General features: G+C 64.8%; 15 protein-coding genes. 12 read left to right on the top strand and 3 right to left on the bottom strand.

The window, feature by feature from the left end:
• The first annotated feature begins 224 nt into the window (after positions 1-224).
• The 12 genes from ACTIFF_RS15695 (at position 225) to ACTIFF_RS15640 (ending at position 12,131) form a co-directional block, all read left to right on the top strand.
• Positions 225-665, top strand: coding sequence for a N,N-dimethylformamidase, small subunit (locus ACTIFF_RS15695; protein ID WP_439537676.1), 441 nt, complete (start codon positions 225-227; stop codon positions 663-665).
• A gap of 132 nt (positions 666-797) precedes the next feature.
• Positions 798-3,194 (top strand): N,N-dimethylformamidase beta subunit family domain-containing protein, encoded by a 2,397-nt coding sequence (locus ACTIFF_RS15690; RefSeq protein ID WP_439537675.1) that lies wholly within the window; start codon positions 798-800, stop codon positions 3,192-3,194.
• Between the two features lie 75 nt (positions 3,195-3,269).
• A complete protein-coding gene (locus ACTIFF_RS15685) occupies positions 3,270-4,214 on the top strand; it encodes a hypothetical protein (RefSeq protein ID WP_439537674.1) in 945 nt (314 codons plus the stop codon).
• 10 nt (positions 4,215-4,224) lie between these two features.
• Positions 4,225-4,905: a tetratricopeptide repeat protein gene (locus ACTIFF_RS15680; RefSeq protein WP_439537673.1), complete on the top strand. Its 681-nt coding sequence runs from the start codon at positions 4,225-4,227 to the stop codon at positions 4,903-4,905.
• 16 nt (positions 4,906-4,921) lie between these two features.
• Entirely contained in the window at positions 4,922-5,203 is a 282-nt protein-coding gene (locus ACTIFF_RS15675; protein ID WP_439537672.1) for a hypothetical protein, read from the top strand.
• 349 nt (positions 5,204-5,552) lie between these two features.
• A complete protein-coding gene (gene urtA / locus ACTIFF_RS15670) occupies positions 5,553-6,731 on the top strand; it encodes an urea ABC transporter substrate-binding protein (RefSeq protein ID WP_257097708.1) in 1,179 nt (392 codons plus the stop codon).
• 187 nt (positions 6,732-6,918) lie between these two features.
• Entirely contained in the window at positions 6,919-7,446 is a 528-nt protein-coding gene (gene ureE / locus ACTIFF_RS15665; RefSeq protein ID WP_439537671.1) for an urease accessory protein UreE, read from the top strand.
• Complete coding sequence (locus tag ACTIFF_RS15660) at positions 7,436-8,146, top strand: urease accessory protein UreF (RefSeq protein ID WP_439537670.1); 711 nt, start codon at positions 7,436-7,438, stop codon at positions 8,144-8,146. The genes ureE and ACTIFF_RS15660 overlap by 11 nt, the downstream gene beginning before the upstream one ends.
• A gap of 93 nt (positions 8,147-8,239) precedes the next feature.
• On the top strand, positions 8,240-8,950 hold the full coding sequence (locus ACTIFF_RS15655) for an urease subunit beta (protein WP_439537669.1): 711 nt from the start codon (positions 8,240-8,242) through the stop codon (positions 8,948-8,950).
• A gap of 33 nt (positions 8,951-8,983) precedes the next feature.
• On the top strand, positions 8,984-10,696 hold the full coding sequence (gene ureC, locus ACTIFF_RS15650) for an urease subunit alpha (RefSeq protein WP_439537668.1): 1,713 nt from the start codon (positions 8,984-8,986) through the stop codon (positions 10,694-10,696).
• 6 nt (positions 10,697-10,702) lie between these two features.
• On the top strand, positions 10,703-11,344 hold the full coding sequence (ureG, locus tag ACTIFF_RS15645; RefSeq protein ID WP_439537667.1) for an urease accessory protein UreG: 642 nt from the start codon (positions 10,703-10,705) through the stop codon (positions 11,342-11,344).
• Positions 11,337-12,131, top strand: coding sequence for an urease accessory protein UreD (locus ACTIFF_RS15640; protein WP_439537666.1), 795 nt, complete (start codon positions 11,337-11,339; stop codon positions 12,129-12,131). The genes ureG and ACTIFF_RS15640 overlap by 8 nt, the downstream gene beginning before the upstream one ends.
• Positions 12,132-12,206: 75 nt before the next feature.
• On the opposite strand, the gene ACTIFF_RS15635 is transcribed toward ACTIFF_RS15640, so the two are convergent.
• The 3 genes from ACTIFF_RS15635 to fmdA form a co-directional block, all read right to left on the bottom strand.
• The gene (locus ACTIFF_RS15635; RefSeq protein ID WP_439537665.1) at positions 12,207-13,373 is read right to left on the bottom strand and encodes a hypothetical protein; all 1,167 of its coding nucleotides are present in this window, start codon (positions 13,371-13,373) and stop codon (positions 12,207-12,209) included.
• Positions 13,374-13,441: 68 nt separating this feature from the next.
• Positions 13,442-13,771, bottom strand: coding sequence for an FmdB family zinc ribbon protein (locus ACTIFF_RS15630; protein WP_257081418.1), 330 nt, complete (start codon positions 13,769-13,771; stop codon positions 13,442-13,444).
• Positions 13,772-13,781: 10 nt separating this feature from the next.
• On the bottom strand, positions 13,782-15,011 hold the full coding sequence (gene fmdA, locus ACTIFF_RS15625) for a formamidase (RefSeq protein WP_439537664.1): 1,230 nt from the start codon (positions 15,009-15,011) through the stop codon (positions 13,782-13,784).
• Positions 15,012-15,048: the final 37 nt, after the last annotated feature.

Below are 15,048 nucleotides of genomic sequence, written 5' to 3'. Positions count from 1 at the left end.
GCTTGACGCGGTGCAGCGGGCGTGACTAGTATTGAGTCATCTCTTCACATCGCCAGCACTGCCGATGTGAGGCAAGGCAAAAGGGCCTGCTCGAATCTCCGGATTCGGCAGGCCCTTTTTTTTTGCGTCTTTTGTCTTGCCGCGCTGCAACAGATTTGCTGCGGCGTCGAGGGATTGATGATCGGCTTTCCATCCAATTTCCGTGTTCTTAAGGAGTCTGACCGATGATTTCAATACCGAAGAAAGGCACGCCGGAGCGCGATCGCCTGATCCGGGCGCATCTCGAGTGCGTGCAGTCGATGGCCGGCGTCGCGGGTTTTTCGGTGCTCAAGTGCGCCACGCCGGGCGACACCACCGTCATCGGCGGCGGCGTGCATGAAGACCCGCTGCTCAAGCGCGTGCTGCTGCGCATGCGGGGTACCTCGACGAAAGGCAAGCTGGTCGTGATCTGTACCCGTGTCGATGCGGAGTGGCGCATTGGGCGGTTGTCCGGCATCCGTGGTGTGCCGCCGGTATTTGCAACCGATGAGGTCTACACCAGCGAGCAGGACATTCAGCACGCCATCTTCCTGATGCGCCTCGATGAAATGCCCGAGTCCGACGGATTCCCTGAGCATTACCACGAAGGCTACAAGCGCCGCGACGACAACTGGCCGGTCACCTGAACCGCGCCTGTCGCGCCGACAGCAGTTTAGCCAGCGACCCCGGCACCGACGCCCGGGCACGCACTTCCCGCAAATTCAAGCAACGCATCCGAACCCCCGGAGGGCGGCGCTCGACTTGGAGAAACGAACACCATGTGTGCAATGCGACTGACCGGATACGCCGACAAGTTCGGTGTTCACCCGGGCGACACGATCAGGTTCTACGTCAATTGCGATGGTCCCGCGAAGTACCGGGCGTCCGTCGTGCAGATGATCAACGGTGATACCAACCCGCGCGGTCCCGGTTTCATCGAGAAGGCGGTGGAGGCGGACTGCGAAGGCGTGTATGACGGCATCAAGCAGGTCGTCTATGGCGGTTCGTACGGCTTCGTGCCTGACGCACCGCAACTCAAGCCGGACAGTTTCACGCTGCAGTGCTGGATCTGGCCGACCACGCCCAAGACCGACAAGCGCTACTGGAAGCACGGTGCACAGGGGCTGGTGACCAAGTGGTCCGGTGGCAAGGGCTATGGCCTGTTCATCAACACCGATGGCTGCGTCGAACTGCGCATCAATGGCGAGACGTACACGAACGGTGCGCCGCTGCGCGACCACGCCTGGCACTTCATCGCCGCCAGCTTCGACGCGCAGACCGGCGAAGTGGTGCTGCATCACGAGCCGCAGGTGGTCTATGCGCTGGACCCGGAGATTCCGCCGGTCAAGGCGACCTTCAAGGGCAAGGTGGAACACACCGACCAGCCGCTGGTGATCGCCGGCTATGTCGATCACCTCGAACCGGGCCCGCTGGGGTTGCCGTCACTGCCGCAGGGCGTCATCGTCGGCGGCCACTACAACGGCAAGATCGACAGCCCGCGCCTGTGCAATCGCGCCCTGTCGCGTTTCGAGATCGAAATGATGAAGGGCGGCGCGCAGCCCGGCCTGACCGAACGCCGCAACGCCGGCCCGACCGGCGCGCTGTCTGAAGCCATCGTGGCGGCCTGGGACTTTTCCGATGGCATCGACACGCTGGTGGCGAAGGACGCCGGCCCGTACCGCTTCAACGCCACGCTGGTGAATTGCCCGACGCGCGCGCTGACCGGCTACAACTGGGCCGGCCAGACCTTCGACTGGAAGGTGGCGCCGAAGGAATACGGGGCCATCCACTTCCACGACGACGACCTCGACAACGCGCGCTGGGAGGTGAGTTTCGAGTGGACGGTGCCGACCGACATCAAGAGCCGCTTCTACGCCGCCAAGCTGACCACGCCCGAGGGCGACGAGGACTACATCCCGTTCTGGATCGTGCCGAAGATCGGCCAGGAACAGTCGAAGATCGCGGTCATGGTGCCCACGATCAGCTACATGGCCTACGCGAACGAACACGTGGCGTGCAACGCCGGTGGCGCGGAACTGTTCATCTATCGCGTACCCATCATGCAGCAGCAGAACATGTTCCTCGCCGAGCACCGCGAGTACGGCGGTTCGATCTACGACACCCACACCGACGGCAGCGGCATCTGCCTGTCGTCGCGGCTGCGCCCCATCCTGAGCATCCGTCCCAAGTACGATCACTTCCTGGCCCAGGCGCCCTGGCAGTACCCGGCCGACCTGCACCTGATCTGCTGGCTCGAGCAGATGGGCTACGAGTACGACGTGTTCACCGACGAGGACGCGACCTACGACGGCCTGGCCCGGCTGGAGAACTACAACGTCATCATCACCGGCTCGCACCCGGAGCACAACTCGGGCACCCAGCTCGATGCCCTGCACAATTACACGCAGCGCGGCGGTCGCCTGATGTACATGGGCGCCGACGCCTGGTACTGGGTGCATTCGTTCCACCCGGGCTACGACGGTCTGGGCAGAGGCGTGGTGACCGAGATGCGCCGCTGTGAATCTGGCATCCGCACCTGGCGCGCCGATCCGGGCGAGTACTACCACCAGGGCACCGGTGAGCTCGGCGGCATGTGGCGTTATCGCGGCCGCTATCTCCATTCGGTGGCCGGGACCGGCATGTCGTCCGAAGGTTTCGACATTTCGTCCTACTTCACGCGGACGCCGGAAAGTCTGGATCCGCGCGTGAGCTGGGCGTTCGACGGCATCACCTACGAAGAGAACCTGGGCAACTTCGGCCTGGTCGGCGGTGGCGCGGCCGGTCTGGAACTGGACATCGTCGACACCATGCTCGGTTCGCCGCCGCACATCCTCACCGTTGCCACGTCGGCCGGCCGTCATACCGAGGCCTACCTGCTGGTGATGGAGGACTTCGGCTTCAATCAGCAAGGTCTGGACGGCACCGTGCATCCGCGGGTGCGTGCCGACGTGACCTTCCACGAGACGCCGAACGGCGGCGGCTGCTTCGCGTTCAGCTCGATCGCCTACTGCGGTTCGCTGCCGTGGAACAACTGCGACAACAACATTTCGCGCCTGACCAAAAATGTGCTCGACCGCTTCATGCAGGACGGCCCGCTGCCGGCCGCGCCGAAGGAAGCGTTCAAGCATCGCGGTCGCGCGGATTACGAGTCGCCGGCGCTGGCCTCATCCACCTGAAGCCCGTCTGCCCGTCCGCAGCATCGTCGGCGGACGGGCAGACGGTATCTGACCCATGTCGATCACGGAGGCTGCATGCTCGATGAAATGATCCGCCCCCCCGGCCTCGATGGCTCGGCGTTCCGGTCGCTGCGCATGGCCCGGCGCGAAGACGAGACGATCTGGACGCGCGACTGGGTGTGCGTCGGGACGACGCATGAACTGGCGGGCGTCGGTGACCTGTTGCCGTTCACCGCGGGCGATCACGCCATCCACATCCAGAGGATGGCGGGCGACGTCCTCGCCGGTCGATTCAACAAGGCGCAGCACGGCGGTTGCCGTGTGGTGCCGGTGCAATGCCAGCAGGGCACGAAGACACCGTGCTCGTTCACTTCCTGCGGACACAGCCGCGACCGGCCGGTCATTGCAGCGTCGGAACTGGGCGATGCGACGCCTGAAATGCACCAGTATCTCGGTCTGCGACCGGAGCGCCTGCTGCCGGTCCGCGTCGACCGGATCGGGCCGCTGCTGTGCGTCAATCTCGATCCGCACGGCGAGGCGATCACGGACACGGCCAGGTCGCTGCAGGCCGCGGTTCCGGCGCTTTCGCGGCAGGACATGCCGCTGCAGGGCAGTCACTGGCAGGAGACAGACGGCAACTGGAAGCGCGTGGCTCAGCGTCTGCTCGCCACGGAACAACTGCCGCGTGCCTTCGGTGCCTCGGTACTGGTGGCTGACACCACCCTCGCCGGCCTGCCGGCCAGGGCGCTCTGGCTGTTTCCGAATCTTGTTCTGCTGGCGCTGCAGCACGCCATGTGTGCCGTCGTGCTGCAACCGGTGGCGCTGACGCGCACGCTGTGCCGCATCACCGTGCTGGGTGACGACACGTTGCCCATGAACGACTGGCGGGCGCTGATCGGCGAACGCCTGTCGGAGGCAACGCCTGATGCGCCGACCCGGGCCGACGCAGCTGTCGCGTCCTGGCTGGCGCACGAAATGACACATCGTCTCGACACCCTGGACCTTGCAACGCACCCATGAAGGACATGCCATGAACACGTCGTCACGACCCGTCGATGCAGCCGTCGCGGCCTATCGCGAAGGCCAGCTTGCCGACGCCCACGCACGCTTCTCGGTGCTGGCCCAGGCGGGAGATCCGGAGGCCCAGGCCTGGATCGGTTCGCTGCATGCCAATGGCGAAGGGGTGCCGGCCGATCTCGAAGCGGCTTTCGCGTGGTATCTGCGCGCGGCCGAGCAGGATCACGTTCCGGCGCAGACCAATGTCGGCGCCATGCTCGTCATGGGGCAGGGCACCGCCGCCGATCCGGTTGCCGGGCTGCACTGGCTGACCCGTGCCGCACAGGCCGGCGACGCGATGGCGCAGAGCAATCTCGCCACGTTGTTGTTCAAGGGTGACCGCGTACCGCACGATGAAGCGGCCGCCGCACACTGGTATCGGCGCGCGGCCGAACAGGGTCACTACCCGTCGCAGGCGCGGCTGGGTTTCATGTACGCAAACGGACTCGGTGTGGAGAAGGACCGCGCGCAGGCTTTCGCCTGGCTTTCGCTGGCTGCGCAGCATGGCGTCGGCACGGCGCTGAATGCGCTCGAAGGCATCGTCGGTCAGATGTCGGTGGAAGAGAAGCACCGGGGGGCGGCGCAGTTCGACCAATGGCGGACGCGCACGGCCGCGGTGTCATCGCCTGCGCGACTGGTGCCGGTTCCGGGGTGAGGCGATGACCTTCAGCGTGCAGCAGATCAAGTTCGAGTGCCTCAGCTACATCAAGGAATTCGGCGCGAAGACGGAGGAATGGGCGATCGGCATGGCGGACGACGCCGAACAGGCGCTGTTCTTGGTCTGCGGTGTCGACAGCCGGGATGACATCTGGCTGTGGAAGCCGACGTTGTCGCCGGCCGCGGCCCGCACCGTCGTCGATTTCATGGTGGCCCGGCACCGGCTTCATCCGGTCGCCGGCTTCGAGGCCGGGCAGCAGGGGCGCTGCATCTTCATGTACCGGATGCGACGCTGAAGGCATGCCCGCAGTGCTGAGCCGAGGGAGTCGGGACCCGGCGGACCACCCCTGCGCGGGTGATGCGTTGCAACAAAAGTGATGCGAATTCAGTGCCGTCAATTTACTGAAAACAGTGCTTGACTCGCTGCAATCGGCTCACTAGTATCAATGTAACTCTTCGCATCGCCAGCATTGCCGGTGCAAAGAAAGGCAAAAAGGCCTGTGCGGATCTCCGGATCCGCCAGGCCTTTTTTTCGTTCTTTTTTCGCAACCGGCGATGTGGCGTTGCAACAAATTTTGTCGTCTGCGCTGCGCTGTGCTGTCTTGAGTCATCCAAACCTTGTCCATCCATTCTTTCGAGGGAAACATGAAAAGTAATCTGCGTCGTGATCTGGTCAAAGCACTCGCCCTGGCTTCCGTGGCGGGCCCGACGATGATGCGTGGTGCGTTTGCGCAGCAGGATGTGGTGAAGGTCGGCATCCTGCATTCGCTGACCGGCACCATTGCGCTGGCCGAAGCCTCTGTGGTCGACGCGGAAAAGCTCGCCATCGACGAAATCAATGCCGCCGGCGGCGTGCTCGGCAAGAAGATCGTGCCAGTGGTGGAGGATGGCGCGAGCGACTGGCCGACCTTCGCCGAAAAGGCCCGCAAGCTGCTCGGGCAGGACAAGGTGGCCGCGGTGTTCGGCTGCTACACGTCGGCGTCGCGCAAGGCGGTGCTGCCGGTATTCGAACAGGCCAAGGGACTGCTGTATTACCCGACCTACTATGAAGGACAGGAGCAGTCGCCGAACATCCTCTACACCGCGCACGAAGCGACCCAGCAATGCGTGCAGGGCTGCAACTGGCTGCTCGAGAACCGCGGCAAGACCTTCTACCTGATCGGTTCCGACTACATCTGGCCGCGCGTCACCAACAAGATTGCCCGCCCGACCATCGTCAAGGGCGGCGGATCGGTGCTCGGCGAGGAATACATGCCGCTGGGCAGCACGTCCTTCGGCTCGACCATCAACAAGATCAAGGCGGTCAAGCCGGACATCATCCTGAGCACCATCGTCGGCGGATCGAACGTGGCGTTCTACAAGCAGCTGAAGGCGGCCGGCGTCAACATGAAGAAGACGACGGTGATGGCGTTCGCCGTATCGGAAGAAGAGGTGTCGGGCATCGGCAACGAGAACGTGCAGGACGTGCTGACCTGCATGAGCTACCTGCAGAGCCTCGATAATCCGGCGAACAAGAAATTCGTGGCTGCGTTCAAGGCGAAGTACGGCCAGAAACGCGTCACCGGCGACACGCTGGCGTGCGCCTACACCGCTGTCTATCTGTGGAAGATGGCGGTCGAGAAGGCCAAGAGCTTCGATGTGGACAAGGTGATCGCCGCGTCGGCCAATCTCGAATTCACCGGACCGGAAGGCCTGGTCAGATTCCACGGCAGCAATCATCACCTGTGGAAGCAGGCGCGCATCGGTGCGTTCGGCGCCGATGGCCAGGTCAACATGATCTACGAGTCACCGCTGATCGAGCCCAACCCTTTCCCGACTATCTGAGCGGGTAGTTGCTGCGCCCGCCGTCGGACGGTGTGCGGCCGTCCGGCGGCGGGTTGTTGGCAAGCACCGCCCCGTGCACACGCCGGAGGCACGTCATGTGCCTCCGGCAACGACGGGTCTTCAAGCCGGTTTTTTCAACCCCGCATTTCAACCTGATGCATCAACCCAACATCAACCGGATCTGTCCATGCTTCGTGTGACCACCATTCTGGGCTGCGCCGCCGACGCCGCGCTGGCGGACAGACTGCATGACATCGAACATCGCGGCGGCCTTGAAACGGTGCGCCTCACGCGCAGCGACATGGCGCGCCGCCGGCAGCAGTTGCAGACCGACCGCGGCAGCACGGTGGCGCTGATGCTGGACCGCGACGCCACGCTGCAGAATGGCTCCGTGCTATGGCTCGATGACGAGCGCGCCGTGGTCGTGCTGCTCGACGAACCGCAGTGGCTTGTGCTGCAGGCCCGCACTGCCGCGGACGCGCTCGAACTGGGCTATTTCGCCGGCAACATGCACTGGAAGGTGAAGTTCGACGGCGAACGGCTGTGCATTGCGCTGGACGGCCCGCGCGACATCTATCTGCAGCGCCTTGCGCACCTGATCCAGCGAGGTTGCGTGAAGGTCTCGGACGAGGCCGGGGCGGGCGCCGGATCCGAACCGGCGCCGCCGGCCGCCCACGGCACCGTGCGTTACATCCCGGTGCCGCATGCACATTGAATCAGGCATCGACCAGCAGCTGGCGATGCTGCAGTTTTCCGACAGCTTCTTCCCCGGCGGTGCCACCTCCTTTTCGTGGGGGCTGGAATCGCTGCGCCTGGACAGGCAGGTCGGCAATGTCGAACAGGTGTTCGGGCTGCTGCAGGCGCAGGTGGCGCATCGCTGGGCCGGCCTGGACCGGCCGCTGATGCATCTGGCACACCAGGCCTGCACGGACTGCGGCGACACGCCGGCGCTGATGGAGGCCCTGTGCGATCTTGACCGTCTGTGCGAGGCGATGTCGCTCACGCGCGGCTGGCGTGAAGCCAGTCGTCGACTGGGCTTCACGCAGCTTCGCATGCACGCCGACCTGGGCGTCGCGTGCGCGCAGCGCTATCTGGAGTCCGTGCGCGGCGCACACGCGCCGGGTCACCTGCCGGTGGTGCAGGGCGCACTGTGGGCGGCGTACGGGCTGCCTGCGGGCAGTTGCGATGCCATGGCGGTGGGCGGCCTGTGCACGTCGATCATCGGTGCGGCGCTGCGCATGGGAATGATCGGGCACGTCGATGGCCAGCGACTGCTCACCCGCATGCGGCCGGTCATCGCCGGCGTGCTGTCACAGCCACCGCCGGCACGCGAGGACATGAGCAGCGGCACGCCCGCGCTCGACATCGCCGCCATGCGCCACGAAGCGCGCAGCGCGCGTCTGTTTGCCAATTGAAGACCGATCGGAATGCAGATCGGACTGCCGACTGGAGTGCCGATGGCGCCCTACCGGGACCGACCGGATGAATGAACTTCGAAGGAGCACGACATGCTGCTGACCCCGACCGAGCTGGAACGTCTCACCATTTTCAACGCGGCGGAACTGTCGCGACGCCGTCGTGCGCGCGGCCTCAAGCTCAATTGCCCGGAGGCGATCGCCTTCATCGTCGATGAAATTCTCGAAGGTGCGCGCGATGGCCGCACGGTGGCGGACATGATCGCGTTCGGCTCGCAGATCCTGAATTCCGACGACGTGCTGCCGGGCGTCGCGGCGCTGATGCCGATGATCCAGATCGAAGCCAGCTTTCCTGACGGCACCAAGCTGGTGACCGTGCATGACCCGATACGGCCCGGACCCGGCGCGCAGATGTCGTCCGGCGGCAGCCGCGCCCGCATTCCGGGCGAAATCATTCCGGCCGAAGGCAGCATCGAAGTCAATGCCGGGCGTCGCAGCGCGACGCTGAAGGCGCTCAATACCGGAGATCGCCCGATACAGATCGGCAGCCACTTCCACTTCTTCGAGGTGAATCGCGCGCTCGACTTCGACCGTGCGCTGGCCTGGGGCATGCATCTGGATATCGCCGCCGGCACCGCCGTGCGCTTCGAGCCGGGCGAATCGAAGGAAGTCACGCTGGTGGCCTTCGGTGGCACGGGCGAGGTGTTCGGCCTGAACCGGCTGACCGAAGGCGCGAGCAACACCGAAGCCGGGTTGGCCGATGCGCTGGTGCGCGCGCGCCAGGCGGGCTTCAGGGGTGCGTGACCGACATGAACAGGAACTGCCGGGAGGATTGATATGGCATGGCTGACCCGTCGCGACTATGCGGCGATGTACGGACCGACCCAGGGCGACATGGTGCGTCTCGGCGACACTTCGCTGCTGGCCGAAATCGAACACGACTTCGCGATACCCGGCGACGAATGCCTGCACGGCGGCGGCAAGACGCTGCGCGACGGACTGGGCATGATGGGCGGGCTGACGTCCGCGCAGGGCGCACTCGACATGCTCATCAGCAATGTCGTGGTGATCGACGCGGTGGTCGGCATCGTGAAGGGTGACATCGGCATCAAGGACGGGCGCATCGTGGCCATCGGCAAGGCGGGCAACCCGCATGTGATGGACGGCGTGCATCCGCAGCTGCTGGTCGGCAACGCGACGACGGTGCGCGACGGTGAAGGGCTGATCGCGACGGCGGGCGGGCTCGACGTACATGTGCATTTCGACTCGGCACAACTGGTCGAGCACGCGCTGGCGTCCGGTATCACGACGATGTTCGGCGGCTCGCTCGGCCCGATCACCGTCGGCATCGACTGCGGCGGTGCGTGGAACGTGGCGCGCATGCTGCAGGCGTCGGAGCAGTGGCCGATGAATTTCGGCTTTCTCGGACGCGGCAATTCGTCGCGTCCCGAATCGCTGGTCGAACAGATGCAGGCCGGCTGCATCGGCCTGAAGATCCATGAGGACTGGGGCGCCACGCCGGCCACCATCGACACCTGCCTGTCGGTCGCCGACGACATGGATTTCCAGGTGCAGCTGCACACCGACACGCTGAACGAATCCGGTTTTCTCGAAGATACGCTGGCGGCGACCAAGGGCCGCACCATCCACATGTATCACACCGAGGGAGCCGGCGGCGGTCATGCGCCGGACGTGATCAGCGTCGTCGGCCAGGCCAACTGCCTGCCGTCGTCGACCAATCCGACCAACCCGTACACGGTGAATACCTTCGACGAACATCTCGACATGATCATGGTGTGCCATCACCTGAACCCGGCCGTGCCGGAGGACGTGGCCTTCGCCGAAAGCCGCATCCGCGCGCAGACCATCGCCGCGGAAGACGTGCTGCACGACATGGGTGCGATATCGATGCTGGGTTCGGACAGCCAGGGCATGGGTCGCATCAATGAAGTCATCTGCCGCACCTGGCAGTTGGCCAGCAAGATGAAGGACCAGTTCGGCCGCCTGCCCGAGGAACGCACACGCAGCGCCGACAACGAACGCATCCTGCGCTACATCGCGAAGTACACCATCAATGCCGCGCGCTCCTTCGGCGTCGACCAGCACGTCGGTTCGCTGGAACCGGGCAAGCTGGCCGACATCGTGCTGTGGCGTCCCGCCTTCTTCGGCATCAAGCCGGAAATCGTCGTCAAGGGCGGTTTCATCGCCTATGGCGCGATGGGCGATTCGGCTGCGTCGCTGATGACCTGCGAGCCGCTCATCATGCGTCCGCAGTGGGGCGCCTTCGGCCGCGCACCGCAGGCGCTGTCGGCCAACTTCGTCTGTGCCGCTTCGCTCGGCCGCGACCTGGAAGGCCGGCTCGATCTGCACAAGGCGCTGCTGCCGGTACACGGCACGCGCACCTTGACCAAGGCCGACATGGTGCGCAACGGCACCTTGCCGAACATCACGGTCAATCCGCAAACCTTCGAGGTCAGCGTGGACAACCACGTGATCGGCTGCGCGCCGGCCACGCATGTGCCGCTGAATCGCCTTTACATGATGAGGTAGCCCCGTATGTCATCGGTCATGCCCCTGCAGTACGCCAGGCCGCGCGGTGCGGCGCGTGTCGGTGTCGGTGGCCCGGTCGGATCGGGCAAGACGGCGCTGCTCGAACAGCTCATTCCGCGCTTCATCGCGCGCGGCACCGACATCGCCGTCATCACCAATGATCTGGTGACTGCGGAAGACGCAGAACGCATCCGTCGCAGCGGCATCATTGCGCCGGAGCGCGTGCTGGCGGTGGAAACCGGCGCCTGCCCGCACACCGCGATACGCGAAGACCCGACACTCAACCTTGCCGCAGCCGATGAACTTGACCGGACCTTTCCCGGCCTGGAACTGATCCTGGTGGAAAGTGGCGGCGACAACCTGGCGTCGTCGTTTTCGCTCGATCTGGTCGATTACTGGCTGTTCGTCATCGATGTGGCCGGCGGCGACGACATTCCGCGCAAGCGCGGTCTGGGTGTGTTGCAGTGCGACCTGCTGGTCATCAACAAGACCGACCTGGCGCCATTCGTGCGTGTGGACCTGGCGCGCATGACGCGTGAAGCCGAAGACGTGCGCGCCGGCAAACCGACACTGCTCACCAACTGCGCGAGCGGCGAAGGCGTCGATGCGGTGGTCGATGCCATCGTGCGCGGGGTCCTGTTTGACTGAACGCCACACCTTCGAGCTGGATTTCGGCTCGGCGGAAGGTCGCAGCTTCGTTGCCCGGCAATACGTTCGTTATCCCGTTCATGTCGGCCGCGCGCTGTACACAGACCCGATCGATCGCGGTCGCTGCACCGTTTTCCTGCAGTCGGTGTCGGGCGGATTGTTCGAAAACGATACGGTGACCGGCCACATTGCCGTGGCGCCGGGCGCGCGCGCGCATGTGGCCACGCCGGCATCGACCATCGTGCACACCATGCGCGGCGGCTGCGCGACGCAGACCGTCGATATCGACGCCGGTGACGGTGCGCAGGTCGAATATCTTCCGGCGCCGCAGATCCTTTTTCCGGGCAGTCATCTGCACGCCCGCATCTCGGTCACGCTGGGTGAGGGCGCCCTCGTGCTGGTGTCGGAAACCTTTCTCGCACACGACCCGACAGCATCCGGTGCGCCATTCGCACTGATGGATTCGGCGATCGACGTCACCGGTCGCGACGGTAGCCTGCTGGCCCGCGAGCGGATGCGCATCCGCGGCGCTGACTGGCTCGGCGCGCAGCCCGGCGTGTCGGGTGAGTTCAGCGTTCAGGGAAGTCTGTGGGTTCTGACGCAGGCCGGATGCGCCGGCTTGCAGGACGCGCTGCGCGCGATCGCGGGCGCAGGGTTGTATGCCGGGGCCTCGACGCTGCCGGGTCAGGCAGGATGGGTGTTCCGTGCGCTGGGCGCAGATGCGATCGTGGTCGGCAAGGCGATGGCCGCAGCGCGCATCGTCGCGCTGGGGTCATTGCAGCCGTAGACGAAAAGGGGCACGCCTGAGCGTGCCCCTGAAGCCACTGAGACCCGGCCGCAGTGCGGCCGGGTCGTGACTCGATCAATACATCAGCTGCACGCCGACGATGAACTTGTCGATGGACTGGGCAGCACCGCCCGGATCCATGTCCGAATACACCGCGGTGATGCGCGCGTTGTGGCCAGCCATCACGTAGGTCACACCCAGATCCCACTGGTCAGCCTTCGAGCCGTTCTGCGGATCGAATTCCTGGAAGCGCGCGTACGGCTGGAACTGGCCGATGCCGAACTTGCCCGGAATCAGGTAGGCGGCCGTCAGCAGGTAGGCTTCACCTTCGGTTGCGCCACCGCAGTTGTTGACATTGACCAGACCGCAGGCGGCTGCAACGGCCACGCCGGTGTCGGCGACACCATCGGTGTCGTAGTCGTAGTAGGCGCCTTCGAGCGTCAGCACGCCGCCGTTCGAGAACTTGGTTTCCATCAGCGCATCGACGTTCCACGCCGTGTAGTCACCCGAGGCACCGGCGATACCGACACCGTTCTTCTGCGTCTGGACAGCGGCGCCGACGGTCAGGATTTCCTTGCCGCCGTAGTAGGTGTTGGTGCCGTAGTAGCCCAGTTCCGGATCCCAGAAGCTGTAGGCCAGACGACCGGCGTACAGCAGCTTGTCGGAGTCATTCGACAGGCCGGCGCCGCGGTTCTTGCCCTGGTAGGCGCCGACTGCGTACAGCAGCTTGCCGCCGAGCACATTGCCCCACAGCAGCGCGCCGTCGTCACGACCGGTGAAGGCGTTCGGGTACTGCGACACCATCGGGTATTCCCAGACGTTGGCGAAATAGGGGCCGGCGAGGTTGGCACGGTCGGTCGGCGGCAGCATGCGGCCGAACCACAGGTTGAGGCCGTCCATCAGTTCGAACTGGGCGACCACGTCGAGCAGGCGCATCGATTCATCCGACTGGCGCTCGAAATTCACCATGCCGCCGATCTGCTTGGTGATCTTGCCGCTGGTGATGATACGGATGGAATCGACCGCAAAATCCTTCGAGCGCGACGTGCCGTTCGGGGCGCCGTCATCCGCGCTGGTGAAGGACGTACGCATCCACAGACCGAGTGTGAGATAGCTCTCGCCGGGGCCGGATACGGTGACGCCGGCATTTGCGGTGCCGGCAGTCGCCAGGGCGACGGCAAGCGCGCCGAGGCGCGGAAGGGACGACACGCTCCGCAGACGGGTTTTGAGGGTGCTTTTCATGGTGCAGGACTCCCGGTTGTTGAAGTGCAGGTTGAAGGTGGAGGGGGCTGGTTACGAAAACCCGGCAATCAGTGACTGATCATCCAGGGACGTTTGGTGGGGAATGCCTTCGAACCGTCCTTGCCTACCGCGGTCGTTCGGCTGGGTTTGCTGCTGCAGCACGAACACCCCGGACCGTGCTTGCGGCTGGCAAGCACCGGTTCGTGGCGGCTGCGTTCGTTGGTGGCATGCGCGAATCGCGTCTCGTGCGGCATGTCGGCGAAGGACGGTGCCGTCACCAGCACCCGCTGCGCGGGCGAACCGCACGCCGGGCACAGGCAGGCGGCGTCGCGCTGGGCGATGCTGCGCAGGGCGGAAAATCCGCCATGCGCCTCGCACTGATAGTCGTAGGTCGGCATGGCGGCGGCCTCAGAGATCCGGCGACAGCGGCATCTGGATGCTGCCGTCGATGAATTTCACCGGGCCGGCTTCGGTCGGCATGATGTCGAAGTCGAAGATGTCGGTCGGCAGCCACAGCGTGGCGCACGCATTCGGAATGTCGACCACGCCGCTGATGTGGCCCTGCACCGGTGCCGTACCCAGAATCGAGTACGCCTGTGCACCCGAGTAGCCGAACTTCTTCAGGTATTCAATGGCGTTCAGGCAGGCCTGGCGATAGGCGACATGCACGTCGAGGTAGTGCTGCTTGCCCTGTTCGTCGACCGAAATGCCTTCGAAGATGAGGTAGTCGTCGTACTTCGGGGTGATCGGGCTGGGCTTGAAGATCGGGTTCTTGATGGCGTACTTCTTCATGCCGTCCTTGATGATGCTCACCCGCAGATGCAGCCAGCCCGCCATTTCGATGGCGCCGCAGAAGGTGATTTCGCCGTCGCCCTGCGAGAAGTGCAGGTCGCCCATCGACAGGCCGCCGCCCTTCACATAGACCGGGAAGTAGATGCGCGAGCCGCGCGACAGATCCTTGATGTCGCAGTTGCCGCCGTGCTCGCGCGGCGGCACGGTACGGGCGGCTTCGGCAGCGGCCTTGTCGCGTGCTTCGCCCTTCAGGCGGCCCATGTGCGCGGTCGGTGCGCACGGCGGGCAGCCCAGCGGCGGCACGCGGTCGGGTTCGGTGTTGATGAAGTCGATTTCGCGGGCGTTCCAGTCGGCCAGCAGCTTCGGGTCCGGCAGGCAGCCGATCAGGCCCGGGTGGATCAGGCCGGCGTACTTGACGCCCGGCACGTGGCGCGATTCGGTGAACATGCCCTTGATGTCCCAGATCGACTTCTGGGCTTCCGGGAAGTGCTCGGTCAGGAAGCCGCCGCCGTTCTTCTTCGAGAAGAAGCCGTTGAAGCCCCACAGGCTGTCTTCCTTGGCACCGATGTCCAGGATGTCGACCACCAGCAGGTCGCCCGGCTCGCAGCCTTCGACGCCGATCGGGCCGGACAGGAAGTGCACCGTCGTCAGGTCGATGTCGCGCACGTCGTCTGCGCTGTCGTTGTTCTGGATGAAGCCGCCGGTCCAGTCGTAGGTTTCGATTTTGAAGTCGTCACCGGGCTTGACCCAGCAGACGATGGGGATGTCCGGGTGCCAGCGGTTGTGCACCATGTCGTTTTCGTACGGCGACTGCTTCAGGTCGACCTTGATCAGGGTCTCAGCCATGTTGATCTCCTTTGGATGTGTGGGCGGATGGTGGGCA

Origin of the sequence: Methyloversatilis sp., from assembly GCF_051861465.1 — a bacterium.
GTDB lineage: Bacteria > Pseudomonadota > Gammaproteobacteria > Burkholderiales > Rhodocyclaceae > Methyloversatilis.
Note: the sequence above shows the minus strand (reverse complement) of the source record. Positions and strands in the feature narration are given on the sequence as shown.

Coding starts and splice junctions, on each gene's coding strand:
- ACTIFF_RS15695 (WP_439537676.1), top strand. CDS start 225: ATGATTTCAATACCGAAGAAAGGCACGCCGGAGCGCGATCGCCTGATC.
- ACTIFF_RS15690 (WP_439537675.1), top strand. CDS start 798: ATGTGTGCAATGCGACTGACCGGATACGCCGACAAGTTCGGTGTTCAC.
- ACTIFF_RS15685 (WP_439537674.1), top strand. CDS start 3,270: ATGCTCGATGAAATGATCCGCCCCCCCGGCCTCGATGGCTCGGCGTTC.
- ACTIFF_RS15680 (WP_439537673.1), top strand. CDS start 4,225: ATGAACACGTCGTCACGACCCGTCGATGCAGCCGTCGCGGCCTATCGC.
- urtA (WP_257097708.1), top strand. CDS start 5,553: ATGAAAAGTAATCTGCGTCGTGATCTGGTCAAAGCACTCGCCCTGGCT.
- ureE (WP_439537671.1), top strand. CDS start 6,919: ATGCTTCGTGTGACCACCATTCTGGGCTGCGCCGCCGACGCCGCGCTG.
- ACTIFF_RS15660 (WP_439537670.1), top strand. CDS start 7,436: ATGCACATTGAATCAGGCATCGACCAGCAGCTGGCGATGCTGCAGTTT.
- ACTIFF_RS15655 (WP_439537669.1), top strand. CDS start 8,240: ATGCTGCTGACCCCGACCGAGCTGGAACGTCTCACCATTTTCAACGCG.
- ureC (WP_439537668.1), top strand. CDS start 8,984: ATGGCATGGCTGACCCGTCGCGACTATGCGGCGATGTACGGACCGACC.
- ureG (WP_439537667.1), top strand. CDS start 10,703: ATGTCATCGGTCATGCCCCTGCAGTACGCCAGGCCGCGCGGTGCGGCG.
- ACTIFF_RS15635 (WP_439537665.1), bottom strand. CDS start 13,373: ATGAAAAGCACCCTCAAAACCCGTCTGCGGAGCGTGTCGTCCCTTCCG.
- ACTIFF_RS15630 (WP_257081418.1), bottom strand. CDS start 13,771: ATGCCGACCTACGACTATCAGTGCGAGGCGCATGGCGGATTTTCCGCC.
- fmdA (WP_439537664.1), bottom strand. CDS start 15,011: ATGGCTGAGACCCTGATCAAGGTCGACCTGAAGCAGTCGCCGTACGAA.